This window comes from Planomonospora sp. ID91781 (assembly GCF_015711595.1).
GTDB classification, from domain to species: Bacteria; Actinomycetota; Actinomycetes; order Streptosporangiales; family Streptosporangiaceae; genus Planomonospora; species Planomonospora parontospora.
This window is the reverse complement of the sequence record NZ_JABTEY010000001.1, coordinates 3,210,727-3,236,785: the sequence shown is the minus strand read 5'-3', so window position 1 is coordinate 3,236,785 and position 26,059 is coordinate 3,210,727. Positions and strand designations below refer to the sequence as shown.

Here is a 26,059-nt window from a genome sequence, read left to right as displayed (position 1 = left end):
TCACCGCTTCATGACCGGCCGAAGGTGCATCCTGATGGTGCGCTATGTTCCGTTGATCCGGTTATCCAGCGGTGTGAGGGGATGAAGTCACGTGGAGGTTGGACGGCGGCTCGGAGTGGCCGCGCTCATGACGGGAGCGGTGCTCCTGTCCTCCTCCGGCGCCGCGAACGCGGTGTCCGCCGCGCCGGCGGTTCCGGTCACCGCGGTGGAGGCCTCGTTCGCGGCGGAGACGGCGGCGGCCGAGCCGGCCCCCTTCGCCGCGCCGGGCAAGACGCTCAGGGTCGGCGCCAAGGGGGCCGCGGTCAAGGTGCTGCAGACCCGGCTGAGGGAGCTCGGCTACCACCCGGGCCGGATCGACGGCCGGTACGGCGGGGCGACCCAGGCCGCGGTGTGGGCGTTCCAGAAGGTCAACGGCCTGAAGCCGGCGGGCGCCGTCACCCGGCGCACCTGGGACGCGCTGGAGACCCCGCGGGCCCCCAGGGTCCTGGTGCCCAAGGGCAGGCCGACGCGCGTGGAGATGAACCTCACCACCCAGGTGATGGTGCTCTACGTCGGCGGGCGGGTGAAGCTGATCAGCCACACCTCCTCGGGCAGCGGGGTCCCCTACTGCGAGACGGCCACCTGGCAGGGCAGGACGCAGAAGTTCTGCGGCGACGCCCGCACGCCGACGGGCGACTACAGGACGACCTGGCGCCGGGACGGCTGGCACCGGTCCTACCTGGGCCAGTTGTACAACCCGATCTTCTTCAACGGCGGCATCGCCTTCCACGGCGCGCTCTCGGTTCCGCTGGCGCCGGCCTCGCACGGGTGCGTGCGCCTGCCGATGCACGTGGCCGAGGTCCTTCCCGGCCTGCTCGGCACGGGGGTGCCGGTCCACGTCCGGGGCAGGTTCGCCCGGTAGCCGCGGCCGTTCGCGGAACGCGGGCCCCGGGAGATCTCGATCTCCCGGGGCTTTTCGTTTCACAGAGAGATCGAACTTCTGTTCGTCGACATACTTGACAGCATCGATGATCGAATTTATGTTCGATGTAGTGACGTGGGACTCGCGGCTCACGTTGAGGGCGGCCGACCCGGCCCCGCCTCCGCCGGAGGCGGGGCCGGGTCGGGACGGACGGGGAGAGGGGAAGCTCCTCGTCCGGCCGCCCGGCGGAATTGTCGGTGGGGTCTGCGAACGTGATACCACCGGCCAGACTGCCGGGAGCCGCTTGCGACCAAGGAGGCGGAAGCATGACCCCACGGTTCGACGGCCCCGCCGGGCCCCGGTTGTCGCCCACGGTGCGGGCGCGCCTGGCCGACGCGCGCGACTGCCTGGAGGAGGCGGCGAGCGCCCGCACCTCGGCCATGCGCTATGTCTCGGCGCACCTGGCGGCGCTCCGGGCCGCGGCGGCCGTCCTGGCCGCCCGCCCCAAGCCGATGGACGGCCGCCGGCGCAGGTTGCGCAGCGCCTGGGAGCTGCTCCCCGAGGCCGAGCCCAGGCTGGCCGACTGGGCACCCTATTTCGAGGTGAGCGCCGCCAAGCGGGCCTCGATCGAGGCCGGGATGACCCACGCCGTGTCGGCCCGCGACGCCGAGGAGCTGATCTCGGAGGCGGAGCGGTTCGTCGTGGCGGTCGAGGAGATGCTCGGCGTGCCGATCCAGCCCGCTCTCCCGGGCCGCGTCCCCCTGGCGGGGTAGGCCCGCCGGGTGTCCTTCCTGTGCGCTCCCGGACCCTGCACACTCCCGGACCCCGCACACTCCCGGACGGCGGCGAGGGCCGTGGCGGGAGCCGGGCGGCTCCGTCCGGCGGGTCTGCCGTCCCGGAGCGGCGACCGCGTCCGTCCCGGCCCGTAGGCCGGGGCCGTCCGCGGACCCCAGGTAAAAGAACCCGAACGTCCCGTCAGCCGTTTTCCTCGAATCCGGCCGGATCGCCCCTGCTAGGGTGCGACGGTGATCGGACTGCGACGAGTCGGCCCCGACGAGTTCGTCTCCCGGCTGGATTCCGTCCTCGACATCTACACGGCGGCGATGGCCCCTCCCGTCGATCAGCTGTCCGGCCGGAAGGCGATAATGGGCAACCACGCCGCCCACCCCGGTTTCACCTGCCTGTTCGCCGAGCTCGCCGACGGCACCCCGGTCGGCCTCGCCTACGGTTTCCACGGCGTCCCGGGGCAGTGGTGGCACGACGTGGTCCACCAGGCCGTCGCCGAACGGCGCGGCGAGACCAGCGCGCGCGACTGGCTGGGCGACGCCCTGGAACTCGCCGAGGTCCACGTCCACCCCGACCACCAGGGAAAGGGCGTCGGCAGGGCCCTGGTCCTGAACGTGTGCGAGGGGCGGCCGGAACGCACGGTCGTGCTGTCCACCCGCGACCTGCCCACCGCGGCCCGGCACCTCTACCGGAACATCGGGTTCGTGGACCTGCTCACCGCGTTCGTCTTCCCCGGCGGGTACGAGCGCTACGCGATCGCCGGGGCCATGCTCCCGCTGCCCTCCGGCTGACACCACGGAGGGCGCGGTCACGAGCGGCGGGAGCCGGCGCGGTCCGCCCGCCGCGGCGGGCGCGTCAGAGAAGCGCGAGCGCCTTGGCCAGGCCCGGATCGCGCCCGGTGGCCAGATCGAGGGCGGTCATCGGGGCGTGGTGGTCGACCGGTACGCCGATCGTGTCGATGATCTCCCGGGCGGGGCCGAGGTGCCGGACCTTGGGCAGGATCAGGACGCTGCCGTCGTCGAGGAGGTATCCCATGCCGGGACCGGAGACGGCCCCGGCGGTGCGGGTCCCGACCAGGGTGCCCAGGCCGTTGCCCTTGACCGCCGCGCTGAAGTCGTCGCAGGCCGAGGCGCAGCCGCGGTCGGTGAGGACGACCAGGCGCGAGCCGAGCAGCGGGACGCTGTCGTCGGTCCGGTTGGGCACGCAGTCGCCCTTGAGCGGGCAGAAGTGGCTGGTGACCTTGCCCTGCGCGAACGCGCCGAGCAGCCGGGTCACCTCGCGGGGCGACCCGCCGCCGTTGCCGCGCAGGTCCAGGACCACCGCATTCGGCCTGTCCCGCAGTTCGGCGATGACCCGGTCGGCGCCGCCTTCGTGGAATCCGGGCAGCCGGACGTAGACGACGCCGCCGGGAAGCCTCTTGGAGGTCACCTCCGGAGGCCGCCGGGTGAGGGGCCCCTGCCCGATCTCGACGGTGCGGGTCCGTCCCGTCGTGGGGCGCTTGAGCGTGAGCCGTACCGGGTCGGCGGCGAAGGCGCCGATGATGGCCTGGTTCACGGTGTCGCCGATGAACACCGGCATGCCGTCGACCTTGAGGATGATGTCGCCGGGTCTGACGCCGGCCTCGGCGGCGGGGCTGCCGGGCACGACCTCGGTGATGAACAGCGGCGACCGGGCCGCCGGGTCGAGCTGCGGGCCCTGCTCGGCCGACACGCCCACGATGCCCGTCCCGGTCGGCCCGCCCTGCTGCAGCGGGGGCGGGTTGATCCAGCGGGCGTGGTTGTCCTGGAGTCCGGCGACCATCCCGGTGATCGCGGCACGCAGCGCGGCGGGGTCGCCGGTGCCGAGGACCTTCGCGAAAGCGGCCCAGTCGGTGTCGCGGTCACCGGTCAGTGCGGGCAGCCCGAGGTCGGCCCGGTCGGCACCGCGCCGGATCAGGTTCTGGGTGTAGGCGGCCATGGCGCTCTTCAGCAGCGTCCTGGAGTCCAGGACCGGGCCGCTGTAGTAGTTGTCCAGCACGCAGAAGTACGCCTGCCGGAGCGTGTTCACCGAGGTCGGGGGCGGTGACTGCGGCGGTGGCGCCGCGACGGCGGTGCAGCCGGCGTTCCCGGCGGGGACCGGCTGCGGAGCCGGGGCGGAGGCGGACACGGTGCAGGCCGTCACCAGGACGGCGGCGCAGAGAGTTCTGATCATGGCCGCCAGCGTGGCCGGAAGCGGGTTTCCCGGCCGTGAACGCAACCGTTAACGCCGTTGTCACCTCATTTCGTATAGGAACGTCGGCATGCGAGTGCTGGTGGTTGAGGACGAACGAGATCTGGCCGATCTCGTGGCGGTGGGACTGCGCCGCCACGCCATGGCCGTCGACGTGGCCTACGACGGGGCCGCCGCGGCGGAACGGCTGGCGGTGCACGACTACGACGTTCTGGTGCTGGATCGGGATCTGCCCGGGATGCACGGCGACCTCGTCTGCCGTGAGCTGGTGGCGCGCGGGAGCCGTACGCGGATCCTGATGATGACGGCGGCGGCGTCGGTGCCGGACCGGGTGGCGGGTCTGGGGATGGGAGCCGACGACTACCTGCCCAAGCCGTTCGACTACGCCGAACTGGTCGCGCGGGTGCAGGCGCTGGGACGGCGCAGCCGGTCGGCGGTGCCGCCGGTGCTGACGCGGCACGGAATCGTGCTCGACACCCACCGGCTGCAGGCCTCGCGGGACGGCCGGCACCTGCACCTGTCGCTCAAGGAGTTCGCCGTCCTGGAGGTGCTGATGCGGGCCGACGGCGCGGTCGTGAGCTCCGAACGGCTGCTGGAGGAGGCCTGGGACGAGCACACCGACCCCTTCACCACGGTGGTGCGGGTCGTGATCAGCCGCCTGCGGACCAAGCTCGGCGACCCGCCCTGCATCCAGACCGTCCCCGGCGCGGGATACCTGCTGTGACGACGATCAGGGTACGGCTCACGCTGACCTACTCCGGACTGTTCCTGCTGACCTCGGTCGTGCTGCTGGTCACGGTCAACCTCCTGCTGTACCAGGCGCTGCGCACGCGGATCGCGCGGCTGCCCGTGGCGCCCGCGGCGCCCCCGGCGCCGGGGACGACGGCCGGCCGGCTCCCGCCGCGCCCGCCGCTGCCCGATCTGGTGGACGACGTGATCGGCTACCAGTGGGAGGTGACCGCGCTGACGGTCGGGATCCTCACGCTGGTCTCGCTGGTCGTCGGATGGCTGGTCGCCGGGCGGATCCTGCGGCCCCTCCACCGGATCACCGCCACCGCGCAGCGGCTGTCCCTGTCGACCCTGCACGAACGGATCGCGCTCGCCGGGCCGGAGGACGAGCTGAAGGAACTGGCCGACACCTTCGACGCGATGCTCGACCGGCTCGAACGCTCCGTCGCGGCGCAGCAGCGGTTCATCGCCAACGCCTCCCACGAGCTGCGGACCCCGCTGGCCGTCCAGCGGGCGGCGATCGAGATCGGCCTCCCCGAGGACGTCGGCGAGATCCGCAGCACCCTCCTGCTCCACAACCGCCGCGCGGAGAGCCTCATCGACGCCCTGCTGGTGCTGGCCCAGGCGGAGCACGGCCTGGACGGCAGGAGTCCGGTGGCCCTGGACCAGGTGGTACGGCTCGCCGTGGCGGAAGGGGGTTCGGACGGCGTCACCGTGACGGTGCGGACCGAGCCGTTCGTCGTCGAGGGGGACCCCGTCCTGCTGAACCGGCTCGTCACCAACCTGCTCGACAACGCGGTCCGCTACAACCGCCCCGGCGGGACCGTCGAGGTCGCCCTCTCCCGCGGAGTCCTGACGGTCCGCAACACCGGCCCGCACGTGCTCCAGGAGGATCTCGGCGACCTCTTCGAGCCCTTCCGGCGACTGCACACGGCCCGCGGGCGGGGCGCCGGACTCGGCCTGTCGATCGTCGCGGCGATCGCGAAGGCGCACGGGGCCGACGTGCGGGCGAACCCCAACCCGGGTGGCGGGCTGGAACTCGTCGTGGTCTTCGCGGGATCCGGGGACGCACCCCCCGCAGGAGGCGACGGCGGGCTCACCCGGTGAGCGAGGCGGTCTCCGGCACGTGGTCGGGGGCCGCATCGGCGGCCGCGTGGTCGAGGGCGCGGAAGACCTCGCGGGTCGCGCTGGAGCGGTTGAAGGTGATGAAGTGGATGCCGGGCGCGCCCTCGTCGAGCAGGGTCCGGCAGAGCTCCGCGGCGTGCTCGATGCCGAGGGCGCGCACGGTGGCGGGGTCGTCGGAGACGGCCTCGAACCGCGCGGCCACCTCCGGCGGGAACGGGGCGCCGGAGAGCTGCTCGGAGCGGGCGATCGTGCTCATCTGGGTGACGGGCATGATGCCGGGGATGATCGGGGTGTCGCAGCCCCTGGCCGCCACCCGGTCGCGCAACCGCAGGTAGTCCTCCGCCCGGAAGAACATCTGGGTGATGGCGTAGTCGGCGCCCGCCCGGCACTTGCGGACGAAGTACTCGGTGTCGGCCTCGACCGAGACCGACCTAGGGTGCTTGTAGGGGAACGCGGCGACGCCCACGCAGAAGTCACCGGACTGGCGGATCAGCCGGACCAGGTCCTCGGCGTAGAGCACCCCCTCGGGGTGGCGCACCCACTCCCCCGTCGGGTCGCCGGGCGGGTCACCCCGCACGGCGAGGATGTTGCGCACACCCGCCCCGGCGAACCGGCCGATCAGGTGGCGCAGCTCGCGGATCGAGTGGTCGACGGCGGTGAAGTGCGCCACCGGGGTCAGCGTGGTCTCGTGGGCGATCCGCTCCACGATCTCGACCGTGCGGTCCCGGGTCCCGCCGCCCGCGCCGTAGGTGACGGAGACGAACGTGGGACGCAGCGACTCCAGCTCCCGGATCGCGCGCCAGAGCTGCCGCTCCCCCTCGGCGTTCTTCGGCGGGAAGAACTCGAAGGAGAACGACCGGCCACCTGCGGCGAGAAGCTCGCGGACGGTGGGCACGCGGTCGGGAAGGATTGAGGGGCGACCCAGAGCCATGCCCTCTAGCCTACTGGTCCGGCCGCCGGGCGGGCCGCCGTCACCCTGCCGGCCCCGCCCCGCTTGATCCGTGTCCGGTGCCCGGCCCGATAATCTCTGGGTATGCCCACTTCCGCAGCCCTGCTGGACACCATCCGCTCCGAAGTGGATCGTTCGCTGAGAGGTTTCCTCGATCGGCAGCGTCCGCTGGTCAACGCGCCCGAGATCGCCCCTCTCGTCGCCGCGGCCGAGGACTTCCTCTCCGGCGGGAAACGGCTCCGTCCGGCGTTCTGCTACTGGGGCTGGCGGGGGGCGGGCGGCGGCGACGATCCCGCGCTCTTCACCGCGGCCGCCTCCCTGGAGCTGCTCCAGGCCAGCGCGCTCGCCCACGACGACGTGATGGACGCCAGCGACCTGCGCCGGGGCATGCCGTCGGCGCACCGCCGGTTCCAGGCCATGCACGAGAAGGAGGGCTGGAGCGGCTCGGCCGAGCAGTTCGGCGAGAACGCCGCGATCCTGCTGGGAAACCTGCTGCTGGTGTGGTCCGGCGAGATGTGGCGGACCAGCGGCCTGCCTCCGGCCGCCCTGGCCGCGGCCCAGCCGGTCTACGACCACATGCGCACGGAGCTGATGTGCGGCCAGTACCTCGACCTGCTGGAACAGGTCCGCGGCGCCAGCACCTTCGACAGCGCGCTGCGGGTCGCGCTGTTCAAGAGCGGCAAGTACTCGGTGGAGCAGCCCCTCCGGCTCGGCCTGGTGCTGGCCGCGCGCGGGCGCGAGCCGTGGATCGACCGCCTCTGCGAGGAGTACGGCCGCAACGTCGGCATCGCCTTCCAGCTGCGCGACGACATCCTCGGCGTGTTCGGCGACCCGGCGGAGACCGGCAAGCCCGCGGGCGACGACCTGCGCGAGGGCAAGCGGACGATGCTCATCGCCCGCGCGCTCGCCGCGGCCTCGCCCACCCAGGCGGAGGAGGTCCGTCTCACCCTGGGCGACCCGGAGCTGGAGAGGGGCGGGGTCGACCGGCTGCGCCGGGTGATCGAGGAGACCGGGGCCCTCGCCGCCTGCGAGAAGCTGATCGACGACTATCTCGGGCAGGCGCTGCGCTCGCTGGACGACGCCCCGATCACGCCGGAGGCCCGGACGGCCCTGGCCGACCTGGCCGTGGCCGCCACCGCCCGGCGGACCTGACCGGCGGGCCCGGCGCGCCCGCACCGGGCGCCGGACCCGGCCGCACCGGACCTCGACCCGGCACGACCGCACCCGGTCCGGGCGCACGGCGCACCCGGTCCGGGCACCGGCGCGTCCGCACGGCCCCGCCCGGCGCGCACCGGGCCGGGCCGCTCGTCAGCGGTGCGGCGCCGCCAGCCTGCGCTGGAACTCCTCGGCGGCCGCCTTCGGGTCGTCCGCCTCGGTGATGGCCCGCACCACCACGACCCGGCGCACGCCGTACGACATGACCTCGTCCAGGTTGGCGAGGTCGATGCCGCCGATGCCGAACCACGGGCGGTCCGTTCCCAGCGACGCGGCGTGCGCGAGCAGGGGCGGTCCGGGCGCGTGGCGTCCGGGTTTGGTGGGTGTGGGCCAGATCGGGCCGCAGCAGAAGTAGTCGACTCCGGGCTCGGCTGCCGCGGCGGAGACCTCCTCGGGGGCGTGAGTGGAACGCCCGATCAGGATGTCGTCGCCGAGGATGTCCCGTGCGACGTGCACCGGCAGGTCGCCCTGGCCGAGATGGAGCACGTCCGGGCGGGCGGCGTAGGCGATGTCCGCCCGGTCGTTGACCGCCAGGAGCCTGCCGTGCCGGTCGCAGGCGTCGCGGAAGACCTCCAGGAGTGCGAGCTCCTCGCGCGCCTCCAGCCCCTTCTCGCGCAGCTGCACGATGTCGACGCCGCCCGAGAGGGCGGCGTCGAGGAACTCCGCGAGGTCCCCCCGGTCCCGGCGGCCGTCGGTGCACAGGTAGAGGCGCGCGTCAGAAACCGAGGGTCTGGGCACGCCGCTTGACTTCGGTGTGGCGGCCGGCGCGGATCGCGTCGACCGGCGACCCCGGCAGGGTCTCGTCGGGGGTGAACAGCCAGCGGAGCGCCTCGACGTCGTCGTATCCCGCGTCGAGCAGCACGGTGAGCGTGCCCGGCAGGCCCTTGACGACGTCGCCTCCGGCGATGAACGCGGCGGGCACCTGGGGCTCACCACCGCCCCGCCGGACTCCGATGATCTTGTGGTCCTTGAGGAGCTGCTTGGCGCGACCGGCACTGAGGTCGAGTCTCCTGGCGACCTCGGTCAAGGTGAGCCACTCGCCCACCAGTTCGTCGGTTTCCCGGTCGATCTGCGCAACAGAAAGCGTCACGAACCCACCACTACCACATTGAGCCCTTCACCAAACACCTCGCGGCATCTCACGGTGCGGTCACACCGCCGTACAGTCGCGCAACGCTACAGCAGGATCGGCCAGACGATCGACGTCGAGGCGCTGGCCGCCCTCGATGAGGCGGCGCCCCTGCATCAGGTCGCGGGGGAGGTTCACCGCCAGGACCGCGGCGAGCGTGCCCCCGTCGGTGACCCAGCAGGCCGACCACCGGGTGCCGGCGGGGTCTCCGCGCATGACGAGGCGGGCGCCGGCGTGGTGCCCGGCGTACTGCACCATGTGGCCGAACTGCTCGGACCAGAAGTACGGGACCGGGTCGTAGACCGCGCCCTCCCCGGGGCCGCCCAGCAGCGTGGCCGCGGCCACCTCGGGGGAGTTCAGCGCGGTGTCCCAGTGCTCCACCCGCAGGCGGCGGCCGTACCGGCGCGACCACCAGGCCGCGCAGTCGCCCACGGCGACCACCCCGGGCAGGGCGGTGCGCAGGTGCTCGTCGGTGACGACCCCGTCGTCCAGCTCGATCCCGGAGCCGGCCAGCCAGTCCACCGAGGGACGCACCCCGACGCCGGTGACGACGACGTCGGCCTCGATCGTGGAGCCGTCGACGAGGGTGAGCCCGCCGGGGTCGACGGAGGCCACCATCGTGCCCGTCCGCAGGTCGATGTCGGCCCGTTCGTACCAGGGGGCGGTGTGGGCCCCCACGGGGCCGAGCGCGGCGGCCAGCGGGCACTCGGCCGCCTCCACGACGGTCACCTCGCAGCCGGCCCTGCGTGCGGCGGTGGCGACCTCCGCGCCGATCCAGCCCGCGCCGACGACGGCGACCCTGCGCCCCTGGCGGAGCAGGGCGCGCAGCCCGAGCGCGTCGTCGATGGTGCGCAGCACGTGCTGCGGGCCCTCCCCGCGCAGCCGGATCGGGCTCGCGCCGGTGGCGATGACCAGCGCGTCGTAGGCCAGCTCGCCCTCGGTCGTCTCCAGCACGCCCGCCCGCAGCCCCTTGGCGGCCACTCCGGGGCGGTGGTCCACCGCCAGCGCGCCCAGGTCGGAGTCGACGACGGTGGAGTCGATCTCGCCGAGCAGCACCGCCTTGGACAGTGGCGGGCGGTCGTAGGGCCGGTGCGGCTCCTCCCCGATCAACGTGATCGCACCGCCGAACCCGTGCGCCCTCAGCGCCTCGACACTCCGCACCCCGGCCAGGCCGGCGCCCACCACCACGACATGATTCACACTTCATGACCCTAAGCGGCGGGGCCGACCTCGGCCATCAGGTCCGCGATAACGAAAACGGCATTTACCTCACATCCCGTCGATAAGTGTGCTCCACGAGCCCTTAGGGTGGAGGACGTAAGACGCGCGGGAGCCCGGCACGCACCGGGCTGAGAGGAGGGCGACGGACCTGCCGGACCGGTGGGCCCGCGGTGCGCGGCACGCGCTCCGCCGGGTGCACGGGCTCCGCGGCACGGCCGTCGGCGGGCCCTCGACCGCCAGGAACCTGATCCGGATCATGCCGGCGAAGGGAGCGGAGCATCCATGCCGCACGAGACCGCAGTGCCGGTGTCCCCCGCACCGACCGCGTCCGCCGGGCCGTCCGCCGGGCCGTCCGCGTCCGGCCCGGTGGCCGACGCCTACGACCTCGTCGTCGTCGGCGGCGGGGTCGCCGGCCTCTCCGTCGCCTGGCGTGCGGCCCGCCGGGGACTGCGCGTGGCGGCGGCCGACCCCGCCCCCGCCTCCGGCGCCTCGCACGCCGCGGCGGGCATGCTGGCGCCGGTCAGCGAGGTCACCTACACCGAGGAGCCGCTGCTCCGGCTGGGCCTGGCCTCGCTGGCCCGCTGGCCCGCCTTCGCGGCCGAACTCGCCGCCGACAGCGGTCTGGGCGCGGACGCCCTCGACTACCGCACCGACGGCACGCTGGAGGTCGCCTTCGGCTCCGACGACCTGGCGGCCCTGGACGAGCTGGCGGCGTTCATGGGCGTGCTGGGGCTGCCGGTCGAGCGGCTGACGGGCCGGGAGTGCCGCCGGCTGGAGCCGATGCTCGCCCCCGCCGTCCGCGGCGGCCTGCTGGCCCGCGAGGACGCCTGGGTGGACCCCCGCCGGGTCACCGCGGCGCTCCTGGCCGCGCTGGAGCGCCGCGGCGTTCCCGTGGTGCGCGCCCGGGCGACCGCGCTGGAGCGCTCCGGCGGCACCGTCACCGGCGTACGGCTCGCGCCCGCCGCCGGTGCCGGCACCGGCGGCGGCACCGCGCCCGGCCGGGGCGGATCCGGTGAGGGCGCCGGCGGCGATCGGGTGCTCCGCGGCGACCGGGTGGTCCTGGCGACCGGGGCCTGGTCGGGGACCGCGCTGGAGGGGCTGCCCGCCGAGGCGCTCCCGCCGGTCCGGCCGGTCAAGGGGCAGATCATGCGGCTGCGCTCCGCCCAACCGGTGCTCTCGCGGTGCGTGCGCGGGGCCGTGCACGGCGCACGGGTCTACCTGGTCCCGCGCGGTGACGGGGAGCTGGTCCTCGGCGCCACCCAGGAGGAGCTCGGCTTCGACACCCGCGTGACCGCCGGCGGCCTGTGGGAGCTGCTGCGCGACGCGCGGGAGCTGGTCCCGGGCGTGACCGAGCTGGAGGTGGCCGACGTCACGGCCGGGCTGCGCCCCGGCACGCCGGACAATCTGCCGCTGGTCGGCCCCTCGGCCCTGCCGGGCCTGCTGATGGCCACCGGGCACCACCGGGGCGGCGTCCTGCTCGCCCCGCTCACCGCCGACCTCCTCCTCGAGGAGTCCGGCGATCCCGAAGGACTGGCGGCCCTCTGCTCGCCTCTCCGTTTCCAGGAGCACCGTTCGCAGGAGCAGTCTTGAACGTGACGATCAACGGCACCCCGCACGAGCTGCCCGCGGGGGCCAGCGTGGCGCAGGCCGTACGGAGGTTGACCGACGCCGGGAGCGGCGTGGCCGTGGCCGTGAACGACGAGGTCGTCCCGCGGGGCGCGTGGGACTCCACCGCGCTCGCCGAGAGCGACCGCGTCGAGGTGCTCACCGCGGTCCAGGGAGGGTGACGTGAGCGGCGACCGAGGCCGCGGGGGCGGCGGGGGAAGGGACGGGATCGGAGACGTGGACGGCATGGGCGGCGTAGGCGGCATGAACGGTGCGGGCGGCATGGACGGCATGGACGACGGGCTGGTCATCGGCGGGGAGAAGTTCTCCTCGAGGCTCATCATGGGCACCGGGGGCGCCCCTTCGCTGGAGGTGCTGGACGGCGCGCTCGCCGCGTCGGGCACCGAGCTGACCACGGTCGCGATGCGGCGGCTGGACCCGTCCGCCCGGGGGTCGGTGCTGGACGTGCTGCGCCGGCGCGGCATCAAGGTGCTGCCGAACACCGCGGGCTGCTTCACCGCCGCCGAGGCCGTGCTGACCGCCCGGCTGGCCCGGGAGGCGCTGGAGACCGACTGGGTCAAGCTGGAGGTCATCTCCGACGAGCGCACCCTGCTGCCCGATCCCATCGAGACCTTCGACGCGGCCGAGCGGCTGGTCGCCGACGGTTTCACGGTCCTGCCGTACATCGGCGACGACCCCGCCCTGGCCCGGCGGCTGGAGCAGGCGGGCTGCGCGGCGGTGATGCCGCTGGGCGCGCCCATCGGGTCCGGGCTGGGCATCCGCAACCCGCACAGCATCGAGCTCATCGTCGAGGCCGCGGGCGTGCCGGTGATCCTGGACGCCGGGATCGGTACGGCCAGCGACGCGGCGCTGGCGATGGAGCTGGGCTGCGACGCGGTGCTGCTGGCCACGGCGGTGACCAGGGCGCAGCGGCCGGAGCTGATGGCGCGGGCCATGCGGGCGGCGGTGGACGCGGGCCGGGCGGCCCGGCTGGCCGGACGGATCCCCCGTCGCCGGTACGCGGAGGCATCATCCCCCATGAATCCATAAAGATCCGGATAAAACTGGCGGCTCTGCGCATCGGTTTGGAACACCCCGACCATGCGGACCGCAAAACGCCCTTAAACTCGGGCGGGTGGACACGACGCCAACCGATCCCCTCGTCGGGAGACTCCTCGACGGGCGTTACCGCGTCGAGTCCCGGATCGCCCGGGGCGGCATGGCGACCGTCTACCTGGCCCTGGACGTCCGGCTCGACCGCACGGTCGCCGTCAAGGTGATGCACCGCGGGCTCGCCGAGGACCCCGCCTTCGTGCGCCGGTTCATCGGCGAGGCCAAGTCGGTGGCGAGCCTGTCGCACCCCAACGTGGTGCAGGTCTTCGACCAGGGCACCGACGGCGACGTCGTCTACCTGTCGATGGAGTACGTCCCGGGGCGCACCCTGCGCGACGTGCTCCGCGACCGGGGCAGGCTGCCCGCCCGCGAGGCCCTGGAGGTCATGATCCCGGTGCTCGCGGCCCTGGGCGCCGCGCACCAGGCCGGGCTGGTCCACCGCGACGTCAAGCCGGAGAACGTCCTGCTCGCCGACGACGGGCGCGTCAAGGTCGTGGACTTCGGCCTGGCCCGCGCGGTCGAGGCGACCAACCAGACGCGCACCGGCGTCATGATCGGCACCATCGGCTACATGTCGCCCGAGCAGGTGACCTCCGGCGCCGCCGACGCGCGCAGCGACGTCTACGCGGCCGGGATCATGCTGTTCGAGCTCCTCACCGGCCGCCAGCCGTACGAGGGCGAGACCCCGATGTCGATCGCCTACCGGCACGTCCACGACACCGTGCCGGTGCCCTCCGCCCTGCTGCCGGGCTCCCCGCCGCTGCTGGACACCCTGGTCGCGCAGGCCACCGCCCGCGACCCCGCGACCCGTCCGGCGGACGCCAAGGCGCTGCTGGTCGCCGCGGTGGACGCGCACCGCATGCTCCCCAGGGAGAGCGGCCCGATCCCCTCGGCCCCCGTCCCGCCGCTCCCTCTCCCGTCCGGCCCGCTCTCCCCGCCGTACGGCGTCGCGGCCCACCCCGCGCCGGTCAACCCGACCCTGATCCAGCCCCGCGCCGAGGTGCTGACCGGGCCCGCCGCGGGCGGCGCCGCCGCCGTGCCCGAGCCCCGCGGGGGCCGCAAACGCGGGAGCTGGGTCCTGCTGACCGTGCTGGCCCTGGTGATGGTCGCCGCGGTCGGTGTGACCGGCTGGCTGTTCTCCCGGGAGACCACGGTCGTGGTGCCCAGCCTGGTCGAGCAGAACGTCACGCTCGCCGCGGGCGAGGCCCGCCAGAAGGGCTTCGCCGTCGAGATCGGACCGGCCGAGCACGACGAGAAGGTGCCCAAGGACGTCGTGCTGCGCACCGTGCCCGCCGCGGGCGCCGAGGTGAAGCCCGGCTCCCGGCTGACCCTGATCGCCTCGGCGGGCCCCAAGCGGGTGAACGTGCCCAACGTGGTCGGCCTGGAGCTCAACGCGGCCCGGGAGAAGATCGCCGCGGCCGGGCTGACCGTCGACGACGTCAAGAAGCAGGCCAGCGAGACCGTCCCGCGCGGCCAGGTGATGAGGACCAGCCCCGCCGTGGGCAACCGGGTCAAGGAGGGCAGCAAGGTCGACCTCTACGTGAGCGCGGGCCTGCTGATGCCCGACGTCATGGGGATGCACCGCGACCAGGCCAGGACCGTCCTGGAGAGCGCCGGCTTCGTGCCCGAGTTCGTCGAGCAGACCGACTCCGCCCAGCCGTGCACGGTCATCGCCCAGGACCCCCGGGCGGGCGCGGAGGTCGACAAGGGCGCGGTGGCCCGGATGACCCTGTCGGCCTGCAACAACGGCGAGTGGCACTGGCCCTGGGAGAACAACGGCGAGAACGCCAACGAGGACGACAACGTCATCGTCATCCCCAACGTGGTCTACAAGGACGTCCGGGCCGCGCGCGACGAGCTCAGCGCGGCCGGATTCCGGGTGAAGGTGAAGAAGGGGCTGAACCGCGGCCGGGTCCTGGCGCAGCTCCCGCCGGGCGGGCAGCAGGTCCCCCAGGGCACCCAGGTCACTCTCTGGCACTGATCCCCGCCCGGGGCCGGGGACACCGGCCCCGCCCGGACCTGGGCGCGCCCGCTCCGTCCCGGCCCGGACCTCCGCCCGGCCTTCGCCCCGCCCGCGTCCCGCCCCGGCCCGGGTCTCCGTGCCAGCCCCGCCCCGGGCTTCCGGCGCGCCCGTCCTGATACCCTCCCCCGGTGGACCGCATCCAGCTCGCCCCCGGTGTCCAGGCCGCATTCACCGACCGGCACGGCGGGGTGAGCGCCGAGCCGTACGACAGCCGCAACCTCGGCGGGGCCGTCGGGGACGACCCGGGGGCGGTGCTGCGCAACCGGGACAAGACGGCCGCCGACCTCGGTGTGGACCCGGCCCGTGTGGTGTTCATGCGCCAGGTCCACGGAGCCGACGTACGCCATGTCACCGGGCCGTTCGGAGAGGACCCCCCGCCGCTGGACGCCGTCCTCACCGATGTCCCCGGGCTGGCGCTGTGCGTGCTGGTGGCCGACTGCGCCCCCGTGCTGGTGGCCGACCCGGTCGCCGGGATCGTGGGGGCGGCGCACTCCGGACGGCCCGGCACCGTGGCCGGGGTGGTGCCCGCGCTGGTCGCGGCGATGGCGGAGCGCGGGGCCGAACCGGCTCGGATGACCGCCCTCGTCGGGCCGTCGGCGTGCGGGCTCTGCTACGAGGTCCCGGCCGCGATGCGGGACGAGGTGGCCGCGGCGGTGCCCGAGGCCTGGGCCACCACCCGCCGGGGCACGCCCGCCGTGGACGTGCGGGCGGGCATCGCCGCGCAGCTCGCCGGGGCCGGGGTCGGCGACGTACGGCACGACGCCCGCTGCACGATCGAGTCGCCCGAGCTGTTCTCCCACCGCAGGCGGCGTCCCACCGGCCGGTTCGCCGGCTACGTCTGGCTGGAGGGCTGAGACCGCCCCCGGACGCGCCGGCCGCCGCGCCGGGGCGTCACGGCAGCAGGCCGCGGTCGTAGGCCGCGGCCACGGCCGAAGCCCGGTCGGAGACCCCCAGCTTCGTGTAGATGTGCGCCAGATGGGTCTTCACCGTCGTCTCGCTGATGAACAGCGCGGCGGCCGCCTCCTTGCTGGTGGAGCCGCGCGCGACCAGGGCGAGCACGGTCCGCTCGCGTTCGCTCAGCCCGGCGGGGGCGGGCGCGCGGACCCGGTCGAGCACGCGGGCCGCCACGGCCGGGGACAGCACCGTCTCCCCCGCCGCCGCCGCCCGTACCGCGCGGAAGACCTCCTGCCGGGGGGAGTCCTTGAGCAGGTAGCCGATCGCGCCCGCGGTCAGCGCGGGCAGCACGTCGTCGTCACCGTCGTAGGTGGTCAGGACCAGCACCCGGGCCGAGGGCACCCGCCGCGTCAGCAGCCCGATGAACTCCGCTCCCCCCAGGCCGGGCATGCGCAGGTCGGTCAGCACGACGTCGGGGCGCTCCCGCACGGCCACGGCCAGCCCCCGCTCCCCGTCCTCCGCCTCGCCCACGACCTCCAGGTCCGCTTGCTCCACGAACATGCCCCGCAGTCCGTCCCGAACCACGGGGTGGTCGTCCACGATCACCAGGCGTACGCGGCCGCCGTCCGCGACTCGCCCGCTCCGCTCGCTCATGCGCCCTCCTCCACCGGCCGCGTCCGCGGTGCCGCCGTGCCTGCCGGCCCGCTCGGCCCGCTCGCTCACGGCTCCTCCCGCCCGGCCTCGGCGGGGATCGCGGGGACCGTCACGCTGACCGCGGTGCCCTGGCCGGGGGCGGACTCCACCTCGGCGCTCCCGGCGAGCCTGACGACCCGCTGCCGCATCGCGGTGAGCCCGAAGCCTCCGCCGCCCGCTCCGGCGGGATCGAATCCCACTCCGTCGTCCCGGACGTCGGCCACCACCACATCCTCCATGTACGACAGGGTGACACCGGTCTTGCCGGCCCGGGCGTGCCGGGCCACGTTGGCCAGCGCCTCCTGCACGGCCCGGTACACGGTCACCTCGACCTCGGGGTGCAGCAACCGGGCGGTGCCGGTGACGGTGAGCGTGGCGGGCAGCTCGTGCGTGGCGCTCCAGCCGGTGACCAGCGCCGACAACGCCTCGGGCAGCCGGGTCTCCACCAGCGGCCCGGGACGCAGGCCGTCCAGGGAGCGGCGGACCTCGGTGAGGCTCTCCCTGGCGAGGCTCCGGGCGGCGGCCAGCCGCCGCCGCACCGCGTCGGCGTCGCCGACGGCCTCCTCGGCGGCCTCGAGCTGCATGACGATGCCCGCCAGGCCCTGGGCCACGGTGTCGTGGATCTCCCTCGCCAGCCGGCCGCGCTCCCCGGCGACACCCGTCCGGCGGGCCGCGGCCAGCAGCCTGCCCTGCAGCTCGGCGTTCTCCTCCCCGAGCCGGACCAGGCGGAGGTTGGCGCCCTCCAGCTCCCGGTTGGCGCTCTCCAGTGCCCGGTTGGCGGCGCGGCGCCGCTCCACCTCGGCCTCCAGCGCCCTGATGCTCCAGCCGATGAACGCCGCCAGCGCCGCTCCGGTGAGCGCCAGGACGCCCGGCCACGGGCTTCCGGCGTCCAGCAGTGCGGCCGGGCCGCCCACCGCGACCAGCGCCGTGGCGGCCACCCCGAGGTAGGAGTACCGGCCGGGAAGCACCGCGAAGGCCGTGGGGAAGCAGGCGAGCACCAGGAGCGCGTACGCCGGGTGGCGCGAGGAAAGCGTCCACGCCAGCGCGAGGAGCCCGCCGAAGTAGCACGCCATCGGCGCCAGCACCCGCTCCGGCCAGCCGGGGTGCGCCAGCACCATCCACCAGTGCCACCCCGCCACGGCGGCGGCCAGCGCCGCCGTGACGCCCCGGTCGCGCCACGGCACCGACGGGTCGGCCGCCGCGATCAGGGTCGCCGCCCCGAGGAGGACGAGCGGCAGGGTGCGCCATGCCCTCTCCCAGTCGTGGACCCGCAGCATGCCGCCCTCGCTCTCACCCGCGCCGGTAGGTCAGGCGCCGCAGCAACGTCTCGGCGGGCCCGCGCGCTCCGGCCCTGCGCATGAGTTCGGCCGCGGCCACCGTCGCGGCCCACGTGCCGACGGCCAGCGCGACCGTGGCGGCCGATCCCAGCCGTCCGCCGAGCCCGATCGCATAAGGGGGGAGAAGCGCCGTGAACACCACCGACTGCAGAAGGTAACACGTCATCGAGCGCTGACCGCAGGCCGCCAGCGCGGTCACCGACCGGCCGCGCCGCATCCCGATGCGCCGCGCGAGCAGAGCGATCAGGGCCGCATACCCCAGACCGGCGGCGATGCCCGAAACCACGTGGACGGCGTTGAGCGCCATCACCCCGGCGGGTCCGGCCACGTCGAGGAAACCGGTCGCGACCAGCCCCACGGGCAGTCCTCCGAGCACCCCGATGAGCGGTCCCCACACCGCGGCCCGCCGTACCGTCCGGTCCGGCGCGGCCAGGAGGTCCCGCCGTCCCGCCCAGACGCCCACGAGCGCGGCGGTGAACACGCCCGTCATGCCGACCGGGGTCATCACCCACTCGATCGGCCGCAGCGCCAGCGCCGTCAGCGGGTCCTCGGCCGCGAGCGACCAGAAGATGGTCCGCTCCGTCGTGGCCCGGGGCGTGTCGTAGGCCAGCGCGGACAGCAGGGCGACGGGGACGAGCCAGACTCCGGCGAGGACCAGCAGGGTCCGGTCGCGCACCCGCAGCAGCCCGCATATCGCGAGCCCGAGCAGCCCGTACACCCCGAGCACGTCCCCGGAGAACAGCAGCACCGCGTGGACCGCCCCGAAGGCGATCAGCCACCGGCTCCGCCGCCTCAGGACCCGCCGTCCCTCGGCGTCGTCCCGCCGCCGGTTCCAGATCTGCACCATGCCGTAGCCGAACAGCGCGGCGAACATCGGGTAGGCCCGCCCGTCCACGAACGTCATGGTCAGTGCCGCCGCCACCCGGTCCGGCAGGTCGTGCTCGATGATGTGCTGCCGGACGCCGTACGGGCGGCCGTACAGGTAGACGGCGGAGTTGGCCACGGCGATCAGCGCCAGCATGACGCCTCTGGCGAGGTCGGGGGCGAGCGTGCGCTCGCCCTCCCCGACCGGCCGCAGCCCCAGGGTGGAGACCATTTCCCCTCCTCGGCTCGATGGGTTCCCACCGAGTGTGCGAGGAGGACCCCGGTCATCGGATCATGCGACCGTGCGCGATCCACCGGCGGACGGACGATGGCCGGCATCCTCCGTTCGGAGGATGCCGGCGCCGCCGGAGGCCCGTCCCGCCCGGCTCAGCACACCGTGCAGCCGGACGCGGGCGAGGCCCCCGTCGGGGTAGACGTCGACCCTGACGTGGGTGGCGGCCGCGTCGCCGTCCAGGCGGAAGCGGTGCCGCGTGTCGGGCTGCAGGCGGGTCCTGGGCAGCAGCTCGAACTCCCGTCCGTCCGCCATTCCGGTGAGCGAGACCCAGCCGGGGGCGTTGAACACCAGGTTGGTGGTGTCGATCTCGGCGAGTTTCACGACTCCGGCGCCCGCCAGGCGGATGACCAGCCAGTCGTTGCCCCCGTCGCGGCGGCGGCGGGTCTCCCAGCCCTCGGCCTGGGTGCGGGCCGAACCGGGGACGATGACGTTGCCGGGCGAGGAGTAGAAGTCATCGGAGCAGCCGGTGACCAGCCCGCCGTTCTCCAGGGCGGCCAGGTCGAGGCCGAGGCCCTCGTAGACGGACAGGTCGGGCCGGACCTCCCCGTGCACCCGCAGGCGGGCGATGCCCCCGTCGGGGAACATGTTCAGCCGGACGTGCGTACGGCGGTGCCCGTCGGCGACCTCGAAGGGATGCTCGGCGTCACCCGTCAGGGCGCTCCGCGGAACGATCTCCGTCCATTCGGCGGCCCGGAGCTCGGCGACCGTGGGATACCCCTCCACCGAGGCGGCCTCCACCGACGCGTACGGCGGGTGGTTGCCGGTGAACCACGCGGTGTCGATCACGATGCCGCGGACCACGCCGGGCAGGCCCAGCCGGACCAGCGCCCAGTCGTGGCCCGGCTCCCGGCGGCGGCGGGTCTCCCAGCCGTCGTAGACCTGTCCCCTGGCTCCGAAGGTGTGCGGCTGGAAGGCGGGGCGCCCGGGGCGGATCAGGCTCTCCTTCTCGGCGAAGGACTCGTCGCTGGCCGCGACGACCGAGCCTCCGTGGGTGCGCAGGGCCAGGTCGGGCAGCGAGGTGAACGCGTTCACGGGAGAGCCTCTCCGGTGCGGGCGGGCCGTGGCGGACGGGGCGGCCGGCGGGGCGTGCGGCCCCGTCCGGCGTACCGGCGGGAGCGTGCCGCGGACGGGACGACCGCCGGGGCGTGCGGTCCCACCCGGCCGCACCGGCGGGGGCGGGACGGCCGGTCGGGTGCGCGGCCCCGGTACGGCCCGCCGGTCACAGCAGCCTGCCCAGGGGTGTCCCGCCCGCGAGCCGGCCGCGCAGCCAGGTGGCGCGGACGACCCCCCGGAGCGTCCTGCCGTGGTACGGCGTGACCGGGTGCCGGTGGTGCAGGGACGAGGCGTCCACGGTGCGGCTCGCGCCGGGGTCGAAGGCGACCAGGTCGGCGTCGGCCCCCGCGGCGATGGCGCCCTTGCCGTCCAGCCCGGCCAGTGCCGCGGGGTTGCGGGCCATCCAGCGGACCACGTCGCCCAGGCCGTGGCCGCGCCGGGGCGCCTCCGTCCACACCGCCGCGAGCCCCAGCTGCAGGGAGGAGATCCCGCCCCAGGCGGCGGCGAAGTCGGGCACCTTCAGGTCGGGAGCGGACGGCGAGTGGTCGGAGACGACGCAGTCCAGCACCCCGTCGGCCAGCCCCCGCCAGAGCGCGTCCCGGTTCTCCCCGGAGCGGATCGGCGGGCAGCACTTGAACGCGGTGTCGCCCTCCGGCACCTGCTCCGCGGCCAGGGTGAGGTAGTGCGGGCAGGTCTCGGCGGTGATCCCGACCCCGGCCCGCCGGGCCCGGGCCAGCGGCTCCAGGCAGAGCGCGGACGACACGTGCAGGATGTGCGCCCGCGCGCCGGTCTCCCGCGCCAACCGGATCACCAGCTCGACCGCGCGGCGCTCGGCCTCGCCCGGCCGGGAGGCGAGGAACTCCGGGTAGGCGGGCCCGGCGGGCTCGGTGAGCAGCTCCGGGGCCTCCGCGTGCACGATCACCAGGCCGCCGAAGGAGGCGGCCTCCGCCAGCGCGGCCCGGAGCCCGGCGGCGTCCAGCGGCGGGAACTCCTCCACTCCCGACGGGGACAGGAAGCACTTGAAGCCGCGGACCCCGGCCTCGTGCAGGGGGCGCAGCCGGCCGAGGTTGCCGGGGACCGCCCCGCCCCAGAAGCCGACGTCGACCGCGCACCGCCCGGCCGCGGCCCGCCGCTTGGCCGCCAGCGCGGCCGGGTCCACGGTGGGCGGCAGCGAGTTGAGCGGCATGTCCACGATCGTGGTCACCCCGCCCGCGGCGGCGGCCCGGGTGGCGGTGGCGAAACCCTCCCAGTGTGTGCGGCCGGGCTCGTTGACGTGCACGTGGGTGTCGACGAGTCCCGGCAGCAGCGCGACGTCTCCCAGGTCGACCCGCTCGGCCGCCTCCGGGGCGGCGCCGGGGTCGTGCACCCCGGTGATCCCGCCGTCCCGTACGGCCACCGCCGCGGGCCGCTCCTCGTCGGGCAGCACCACCCGGCGGGAGGTGATGACCAGATCGTGCACGGGTGTCCTCCAGCGGGTCCCGGGGCGGAGCGGTCGGCCGGTCCGGCCCGATCCACCCGGACCGGGCCGGACCGGCCGGTTCGGACGGGGTGGTCGGTTCGGGGTGGTCGGTTCGGGGTGGGTCGGGACGGTCAGGGCGGTCAGAGCCAGTCGGCGGCCAGCTTGGCGGTGAGGCGTTCGAGCAGCGGGCCCGCCTCGGCCATGCAGCGCTCCGGGTCGGGCTCGACGTCCGTGAGGGCGTAGGCCGCCCGGATGCCGGCCCTGCGCAGCTCGTCGTCGCCGAGGGCGCGGCGGCCGCAGACCGCGACGACCGGGACGCCCGCCAGGCCCGCGGCGGCGGCGACCCCGGCCGGCGCCTTGCCGCGCAGGGTCTGCTCGTCCAGCGAGCCCTCTCCGGTGACCACCAGGCGCGCCCCGTCGAGCCGCCGCCGGAAGCCGAGCAGGTCGAGCAGGTACTCGATGCCGGGGCGGATGTCGGCCCGCAGGAAGGCGACGGCGGCGAAGCCCACGCCTCCGGCGGCCCCGGCCCCCGGCTGCGCGGCGACGCCCATCGGCCGGACGACGCCGTCGTGCTCGATCGCGCCGGTCAGGCCGTGGGTGTGCGCGGCGACGGCGGCCAGGCGGGCCAGCGCGGCCTCCAGCAGCCTCACCTCCTCGCCGGTGGCGCCCTTCTGCGGCGCGTAGACGGCGGCGGCGCCGTACGGGCCGAGCAGCGGGTTGTCCACGTCGCAGGCCACCACGAACTCCACGCCGTCCAGCGGCACGAGCCCGGAGGTGTCGATCCGCGCCAGGTCCCGCAGGGCGGCTCCGCCGGGCGGCAGTTCCCGGCCGTCCGCGTCCAGGAAGCGCACGCCGAGCGCCGCCATCATCCCGGCGCCGCCGTCGGTGCAGGCGCTGCCGCCCAGGCCGAGGACGATCCGGCGGGCGCCGCGCCGTACGGCGTGCGCGATGAGCTCGCCGGTGCCGCGGCTGGTCGCGGTGAGCGGGGCGAGCCTGACCCCGCCGTGCGCGGCCGGGCCCGCCGGTCCGGGCGATCCCGGCGCCTCCCCGGAGGAGGTCCCGGCGGGCGTACTCCCGGCCGGAACCCCTGCCGGAACCCCGGCGGGCGTCTCTGCGGGCGGCAGGCGCCGGAGCCCGGAGGCCTCGGCCAGCTCGATCACCGCCGTGGGTACCCCCGGCCCGGCCGGGCCGGACGGATCGGGCCCGTCCGCCGTGCCGGACGGGTGCCAGGCGTAGGCGGCGTGGACCGGTTCGCCGACCGGCCCGGTCACCTGGACCTCCACGCGCTCGAATCCGCAGGCCACGACGGCGTCGACGGTCCCGTCGCCGCCGTCGGCCACCGGCAGCGCGACCACGGCGACCTCCGGGTCGGACCGGCGCAGACCCGCCGCGACGCGGGCGGCGACCTCGGCTCCGGTCAGCGATCCCTTGAACTTGTCCGGGGCGATGACGATGTGCCCCGACGGCTCAGACAACCTTGCTCCCTGGTGGAGAATCACAGGGCGTGCGGCCCAGCCCGGTGCGAGCGGGCAGGGCCGCACGCCCGGATCCGGTGATGTGGAGCACCATCATCACATTTGTCCCGGCGGAGGTCCGACCTCCCCGGCGGTCGCGAGCCCCTGCTCCCCGGCCAGGCGCATGAGCCGGCGGTGGGCGGCGCCTCCCGTCCGGCCGAGTTCGTCCTGGGCGACGGTGCGCAGCTCGTCGTCCGCCACGATCGTCTCCCCGCCCACCAGCAGCCGGGCCAGCGGCGGCTGCCGGGCGCCGAGGACGAGGGCGGCGACCGGGTCGGCCACGGCCGAGGCGAAGGGGGTGTCCGTCCGCCAGAGCGCGACGTCGGCGAGCTTGCCCGGCTCCAGCGAGCCGATCTCGGCCTCGCGGCCGAGGTTGCGCGCGCCGCCGAGGGTGGCGATCTCCAGGGCCTGACGGGTGGTCAGCGCGGCGGGACCGTACCGCGCCCGCTGCAGGAGCAGGGCCTGGCGCATCTCGCCGGACATCGAGGTCAGCTCGGCGGAGGCGCTGCCGTCCACGCCGAGGCCGACGACGGCGCCGCGCCGGAGCATCTCCGCCACCCGCGCGACGCCCGCGCCGAGGCGGCCGTTGGAGCTGGGGCAGTGCGCCGAGCCGGTGCCGGTCTGCGCGAAGACGTCGATGTCGGCGTCGCCGAGGTGCACCGCGTGGGCGACCCACACGTCCGGGCCGAGCCAGCCGAGCCGCTCCAGGTAGCCGACCGGGCGCAGCCCCAGCTGCGCCAGGCAGTGCTCCTCCTCGTCCAGGGTCTCGGCGAGGTGGGTGTGCAGGCGCACGCCCTTGTCCCGGGCCAGCGCGGCGGCCTCGGTCATCAGGTCGGCGCTGACGGAGAACGGCGAGCAGGGCGCGACCGCGATGCGCAGCTTCGACGAGAAGGACGGGTCGTGGTGGGCGTCGATCGCCTCGGCCGTGGCGGTGAGGATGTCGTCGAGCCGCTCGACCACGCTGTCCGGCGGCAGGCCGCCCGCCGAGCGGCCCCGGTCCATCGAGCCGCGCGCGGGGTGGAAGCGCACGCCCACCTCGCGGGCCGCCTCGATCTCGGCGGCGAGCAGATCGCCGCGGCCCTTCGGGAAGACGTAGTGGTGGTCGGAGGAGGTGGTGCAGCCGGACAGGGCGAGGAAGCCCAGGCCGGCGCCCGCCGCGCCGTGCACGACCTCGGCGTCCATCGCCGCCCAGACCGGGTAGAGCGCCACCAACCAGTCGAAGAGCGCGGCGTCCTGGGCGAGCCCCTGGCTGGCCCACTGGTAGAGGTGGTGGTGGGTGTTGACCAGGCCCGGGGTGGCCAGGCAGCCGCTCCCGTCGATCCACTCCACCCCCTGTGTGGCGCTCATCGCCGGGGCCGGGCCGGGGCCGAGGGCCGTGATCCGGTCGCCGTCGATCCTGATGTACCCCCGGGGGATCTCCTCGCCGGTCACCGGGGCGATGTACGCGTTCTCGATCAGGACGGTGCCCCCGCGCCGCCCTCCGCCCGCGCCCGTACCGGTACTCCGGCCCGTACCGGTGCTCCGGCCCGCGCCCGCACCCGCGCTCCGGCCCGCGCCGCCGGGCTCGGGAGCCGCCGCCGGGCTCACCGGTGGGCCTCCCCGCTCTCGGCCCTGCGGGCCGCGGCGAGCCGCACCGCGTCGAGGATCTTCTCGTAGCCGGTGCACCGGCACAGGTTGCCGGCGAGGGCCTCGCGGATCTCCGGGTCGGAGGGGCGCCCGGTCCGCTCGATCAGGTCGTGCGCCTGGACGACGAGGCCGGGGGTGCAGAACCCGCACTGCACGGCGCCGCACTCGACGAAGGCCCGCTGGACCTCGTCGAGTCGGTCGCCGTCGGCGAGCCCCTCGACGGTGCGGACCTCGCGGCCCTCGGCCTGGCCGGCCGCGACCAGGCAGGCGCAGACGGTCACACCGTCGAGGTAGACCGTGCAGGAGCCGCACTCGCCCTGCTCGCAGGCGTTCTTGGAGCCGGGCAGGCCCAGGCGCTCGCGCAGGACGTACAGCAGGCTCTCGCCCTCCCAGACGTCGTCGGCCGTCCGGCGGCGGCCGTTCACGGTGAAGGTGACGCGCATCAGCCGGTCCTCCTCTCGGGGCCCGCGGCCCGCAGGTCGTTCCAGGCCCAGGTCAGGGTGCGTCGGGCCAGCACGGCCAGGGCGTGCCGGCGGTAGGCGGCGGTGCCGCGCACGTCGTCGATCGGGGCGGCCGCCCCGGCCACCAGCTCACCGAAGCGGACGAGCACGGCCTCGTCGAGCGGCCCGTCCCAGTCGAGCTCGGCGGCCAGGAACTCCTCGGCGGCCGCGGCCCGGCGGGGCGTCGGGGCGGCCGAGCCGACGCCGGTGCCCACCCGCCGCTCACCGGGGCGGAGCACCAGGGCGAACGAGCAGACCGCGATCACCATCGCGTTGCGGGTGCCCACCTTGGAGAAGTACTGGGGCCCGGTGGCCGGGTGCGCCCAGAACGCCCGGATCAGCTCGTCGGGCTCCAGCGCGCTGCGCTTGACCCCCAGGTAGAACTCCGTCACCGGGATCATCCGCACACCGCGGGCGGCGGACTCGACCTCGACCACCGCGTCCGCGGCCAGCAGCGGCGGGTGGCCGTCCCCGGCGGGGGAGGCCGCCCCCAGGTTGCCGCCCACGGTGCCCCGGTTGCGGATCTGCGGCGAGCCGACCGTCCGCGCGGCCTGCGCCAGGCCCGGCAGCCGGTCGCCGAGCTCGTCGATCAGCCGCGCGTACGGCACGCCCGCGCCGACCCGGAGCCGGCCGTCCTCCTCGGCGGACCAGGCGGCGAGCTCGGCGACCCGGTTCAGGTCCAGGAGCGCCTCCGGGCGGCGGACGGCGAAGTTGATCTCGACCATCACGTCGGTGCCGCCCTGGACGGGCAGCGCCTCCGGCCGCTCCGCCTTGGCCGCCAGCGCCTCCGCCCAGCTCCGGGGCCGCAGGAAGTCCATCG

General features: G+C 75.1%; 25 protein-coding genes. 11 read left to right on the top strand and 14 right to left on the bottom strand.

What is annotated here, in order from left to right; all coding sequences use genetic code 11:
- Nucleotides 1-91 precede the first annotated feature (91 nt).
- The 3 genes from HS048_RS14730 (at nucleotide 92) to HS048_RS14720 (ending at nucleotide 2,478) form a co-directional block, all read left to right on the top strand.
- Nucleotides 92-901: a L,D-transpeptidase family protein gene (locus HS048_RS14730; RefSeq protein WP_307832474.1), complete on the top strand. Its 810-nt coding sequence runs from the start codon at nucleotides 92-94 to the stop codon at nucleotides 899-901.
- A 326-nt stretch (nucleotides 902-1,227) separates the two neighbouring features.
- Nucleotides 1,228-1,674 (top strand): SAV_6107 family HEPN domain-containing protein, encoded by a 447-nt coding sequence (locus HS048_RS14725; RefSeq protein WP_068894207.1) that lies wholly within the window; start codon nucleotides 1,228-1,230, stop codon nucleotides 1,672-1,674.
- 252 nt (nucleotides 1,675-1,926) lie between these two features.
- A complete protein-coding gene (locus HS048_RS14720; RefSeq protein ID WP_153054052.1) occupies nucleotides 1,927-2,478 on the top strand; it encodes a GNAT family N-acetyltransferase in 552 nt (183 codons plus the stop codon).
- 64 nt (nucleotides 2,479-2,542) lie between these two features.
- Here the strand turns inward: HS048_RS14720 and HS048_RS14715 are convergent, their stop codons facing one another.
- The gene (locus HS048_RS14715) at nucleotides 2,543-3,877 is read right to left on the bottom strand and encodes a S41 family peptidase (protein ID WP_196467248.1); all 1,335 of its coding nucleotides are present in this window, start codon (nucleotides 3,875-3,877) and stop codon (nucleotides 2,543-2,545) included.
- Nucleotides 3,878-3,965: 88 nt separating this feature from the next.
- Between HS048_RS14715 and HS048_RS14710 the strand changes: the two genes are divergently transcribed.
- Together HS048_RS14710 and HS048_RS38525 are read left to right on the top strand one after the other, a co-directional pair.
- Nucleotides 3,966-4,619: a response regulator transcription factor gene (locus HS048_RS14710; RefSeq protein ID WP_068894209.1), complete on the top strand. Its 654-nt coding sequence runs from the start codon at nucleotides 3,966-3,968 to the stop codon at nucleotides 4,617-4,619.
- The gene (locus HS048_RS38525; RefSeq protein ID WP_068894210.1) at nucleotides 4,616-5,731 is read left to right on the top strand and encodes an ATP-binding protein; all 1,116 of its coding nucleotides are present in this window, start codon (nucleotides 4,616-4,618) and stop codon (nucleotides 5,729-5,731) included. The genes HS048_RS14710 and HS048_RS38525 overlap by 4 nt, the downstream gene beginning before the upstream one ends.
- Here HS048_RS38525 and metF read toward each other — a convergent pair.
- Complete coding sequence (gene metF, locus HS048_RS14700) at nucleotides 5,721-6,680, bottom strand: methylenetetrahydrofolate reductase [NAD(P)H] (protein ID WP_196467247.1); 960 nt, start codon at nucleotides 6,678-6,680, stop codon at nucleotides 5,721-5,723. The two genes, HS048_RS38525 and metF, sit on opposite strands and share 11 nt — an antisense overlap.
- 102 nt (nucleotides 6,681-6,782) lie before the next feature.
- On the opposite strand from metF, the gene HS048_RS14695 reads away from it, so the two are divergent.
- On the top strand, nucleotides 6,783-7,850 hold the full coding sequence (locus HS048_RS14695; protein WP_196467246.1) for a polyprenyl synthetase family protein: 1,068 nt from the start codon (nucleotides 6,783-6,785) through the stop codon (nucleotides 7,848-7,850).
- Nucleotides 7,851-8,006: 156 nt separating this feature from the next.
- Here HS048_RS14695 and thiE read toward each other — a convergent pair whose 3' ends face one another.
- Genes thiE through HS048_RS14680 form a run of 3 tightly spaced genes read right to left on the bottom strand, consistent with a single transcriptional unit; the run spans nucleotide 8,007 to nucleotide 10,242 of the window.
- Nucleotides 8,007-8,651 carry a thiamine phosphate synthase gene (thiE, locus tag HS048_RS14690; RefSeq protein WP_068894213.1) on the bottom strand — a complete coding sequence of 215 codons (645 nt, stop codon included), beginning with the start codon at nucleotides 8,649-8,651 and terminating at the stop codon, nucleotides 8,007-8,009.
- Nucleotides 8,629-9,003: an Rv2175c family DNA-binding protein gene (locus HS048_RS14685; RefSeq protein ID WP_068894214.1), complete on the bottom strand. Its 375-nt coding sequence runs from the start codon at nucleotides 9,001-9,003 to the stop codon at nucleotides 8,629-8,631. Before HS048_RS14685 ends, thiE begins: the two co-directional genes overlap by 23 nt.
- 60 nt (nucleotides 9,004-9,063) lie before the next feature.
- Complete coding sequence (locus HS048_RS14680; RefSeq protein ID WP_196467245.1) at nucleotides 9,064-10,242, bottom strand: NAD(P)/FAD-dependent oxidoreductase; 1,179 nt, start codon at nucleotides 10,240-10,242, stop codon at nucleotides 9,064-9,066.
- A 303-nt stretch (nucleotides 10,243-10,545) separates the two neighbouring features.
- Between HS048_RS14680 and HS048_RS14675 the strand changes: the two genes are divergently transcribed.
- From HS048_RS14675 to pgeF, 5 genes are all read left to right on the top strand, one after another.
- The gene (locus HS048_RS14675) at nucleotides 10,546-11,853 is read left to right on the top strand and encodes an FAD-dependent oxidoreductase (RefSeq protein WP_196467244.1); all 1,308 of its coding nucleotides are present in this window, start codon (nucleotides 10,546-10,548) and stop codon (nucleotides 11,851-11,853) included.
- Nucleotides 11,850-12,050 carry a sulfur carrier protein ThiS gene (gene thiS / locus HS048_RS14670; RefSeq protein ID WP_068894216.1) on the top strand — a complete coding sequence of 67 codons (201 nt, stop codon included), beginning with the start codon at nucleotides 11,850-11,852 and terminating at the stop codon, nucleotides 12,048-12,050. Before HS048_RS14675 ends, thiS begins: the two co-directional genes overlap by 4 nt.
- A gap of 109 nt (nucleotides 12,051-12,159) precedes the next feature.
- Entirely contained in the window at nucleotides 12,160-12,918 is a 759-nt protein-coding gene (locus HS048_RS14665) for a thiazole synthase (protein ID WP_189234915.1), read from the top strand.
- 85 nt (nucleotides 12,919-13,003) lie between these two features.
- The gene (gene pknB, locus HS048_RS14660; protein ID WP_068894217.1) at nucleotides 13,004-14,962 is read left to right on the top strand and encodes a Stk1 family PASTA domain-containing Ser/Thr kinase; all 1,959 of its coding nucleotides are present in this window, start codon (nucleotides 13,004-13,006) and stop codon (nucleotides 14,960-14,962) included.
- 170 nt (nucleotides 14,963-15,132) lie between these two features.
- On the top strand, nucleotides 15,133-15,858 hold the full coding sequence (gene pgeF, locus HS048_RS14655) for a peptidoglycan editing factor PgeF (protein WP_307832473.1): 726 nt from the start codon (nucleotides 15,133-15,135) through the stop codon (nucleotides 15,856-15,858).
- Nucleotides 15,859-15,895: 37 nt separating this feature from the next.
- Here the strand turns inward: pgeF and HS048_RS14650 are convergent, their stop codons facing one another.
- The 9 genes from HS048_RS14650 to HS048_RS14610 form a co-directional block, all read right to left on the bottom strand.
- Complete coding sequence (locus HS048_RS14650; RefSeq protein ID WP_196467243.1) at nucleotides 15,896-16,552, bottom strand: response regulator transcription factor; 657 nt, start codon at nucleotides 16,550-16,552, stop codon at nucleotides 15,896-15,898.
- Between the two features lie 65 nt (nucleotides 16,553-16,617).
- Nucleotides 16,618-17,868 carry a histidine kinase gene (locus HS048_RS14645; RefSeq protein ID WP_196467242.1) on the bottom strand — a complete coding sequence of 417 codons (1,251 nt, stop codon included), beginning with the start codon at nucleotides 17,866-17,868 and terminating at the stop codon, nucleotides 16,618-16,620.
- A 13-nt stretch (nucleotides 17,869-17,881) separates the two neighbouring features.
- On the bottom strand, nucleotides 17,882-19,024 hold the full coding sequence (locus HS048_RS14640) for a DUF418 domain-containing protein (RefSeq protein WP_196467241.1): 1,143 nt from the start codon (nucleotides 19,022-19,024) through the stop codon (nucleotides 17,882-17,884).
- 60 nt (nucleotides 19,025-19,084) lie between these two features.
- On the bottom strand, nucleotides 19,085-20,119 hold the full coding sequence (gene alc / locus HS048_RS14635; protein WP_196467240.1) for an allantoicase: 1,035 nt from the start codon (nucleotides 20,117-20,119) through the stop codon (nucleotides 19,085-19,087).
- 187 nt (nucleotides 20,120-20,306) lie between these two features.
- Nucleotides 20,307-21,599 (bottom strand): allantoinase AllB, encoded by a 1,293-nt coding sequence (gene allB / locus HS048_RS14630; protein ID WP_196467239.1) that lies wholly within the window; start codon nucleotides 21,597-21,599, stop codon nucleotides 20,307-20,309.
- Between the two features lie 140 nt (nucleotides 21,600-21,739).
- Entirely contained in the window at nucleotides 21,740-23,074 is a 1,335-nt protein-coding gene (locus tag HS048_RS14625) for a glycerate kinase (RefSeq protein WP_196467238.1), read from the bottom strand.
- Nucleotides 23,075-23,170: 96 nt separating this feature from the next.
- Entirely contained in the window at nucleotides 23,171-24,568 is a 1,398-nt protein-coding gene (locus tag HS048_RS14620; protein ID WP_196467906.1) for an 8-oxoguanine deaminase, read from the bottom strand.
- 128 nt (nucleotides 24,569-24,696) lie between these two features.
- The gene (locus HS048_RS14615; RefSeq protein WP_196467237.1) at nucleotides 24,697-25,182 is read right to left on the bottom strand and encodes a (2Fe-2S)-binding protein; all 486 of its coding nucleotides are present in this window, start codon (nucleotides 25,180-25,182) and stop codon (nucleotides 24,697-24,699) included.
- Nucleotides 25,182-26,057: a xanthine dehydrogenase family protein subunit M gene (locus tag HS048_RS14610; RefSeq protein WP_196467236.1), complete on the bottom strand. Its 876-nt coding sequence runs from the start codon at nucleotides 26,055-26,057 to the stop codon at nucleotides 25,182-25,184. The genes HS048_RS14615 and HS048_RS14610 overlap by 1 nt, the downstream gene beginning before the upstream one ends.
- Between the last annotated feature and the right edge of the window lie 2 nt (nucleotides 26,058-26,059).

Excerpts from the sequence above, each read along its gene's own strand:
- HS048_RS14640 (WP_196467241.1), bottom strand. The coding sequence starts at position 19,024 with ATGGTCTCCACCCTGGGGCTGCGGCCGGTCGGGGAGGGCGAGCGCACG.
- HS048_RS14665 (WP_189234915.1), top strand. The coding sequence starts at position 12,160 with ATGGACGACGGGCTGGTCATCGGCGGGGAGAAGTTCTCCTCGAGGCTC.
- HS048_RS14610 (WP_196467236.1), bottom strand. The coding sequence starts at position 26,057 with ATGGACTTCCTGCGGCCCCGGAGCTGGGCGGAGGCGCTGGCGGCCAAG.
- HS048_RS14725 (WP_068894207.1), top strand. The coding sequence starts at position 1,228 with ATGACCCCACGGTTCGACGGCCCCGCCGGGCCCCGGTTGTCGCCCACG.
- HS048_RS14715 (WP_196467248.1), bottom strand. The coding sequence starts at position 3,877 with ATGATCAGAACTCTCTGCGCCGCCGTCCTGGTGACGGCCTGCACCGTG.
- HS048_RS14650 (WP_196467243.1), bottom strand. The coding sequence starts at position 16,552 with ATGAGCGAGCGGAGCGGGCGAGTCGCGGACGGCGGCCGCGTACGCCTG.
- HS048_RS14675 (WP_196467244.1), top strand. The coding sequence starts at position 10,546 with ATGCCGCACGAGACCGCAGTGCCGGTGTCCCCCGCACCGACCGCGTCC.
- HS048_RS14695 (WP_196467246.1), top strand. The coding sequence starts at position 6,783 with ATGCCCACTTCCGCAGCCCTGCTGGACACCATCCGCTCCGAAGTGGAT.
- metF (WP_196467247.1), bottom strand. The coding sequence starts at position 6,680 with ATGGCTCTGGGTCGCCCCTCAATCCTTCCCGACCGCGTGCCCACCGTC.
- HS048_RS14615 (WP_196467237.1), bottom strand. The coding sequence starts at position 25,182 with ATGCGCGTCACCTTCACCGTGAACGGCCGCCGCCGGACGGCCGACGAC.
- HS048_RS14645 (WP_196467242.1), bottom strand. The coding sequence starts at position 17,868 with ATGCTGCGGGTCCACGACTGGGAGAGGGCATGGCGCACCCTGCCGCTC.
- HS048_RS14710 (WP_068894209.1), top strand. The coding sequence starts at position 3,966 with ATGCGAGTGCTGGTGGTTGAGGACGAACGAGATCTGGCCGATCTCGTG.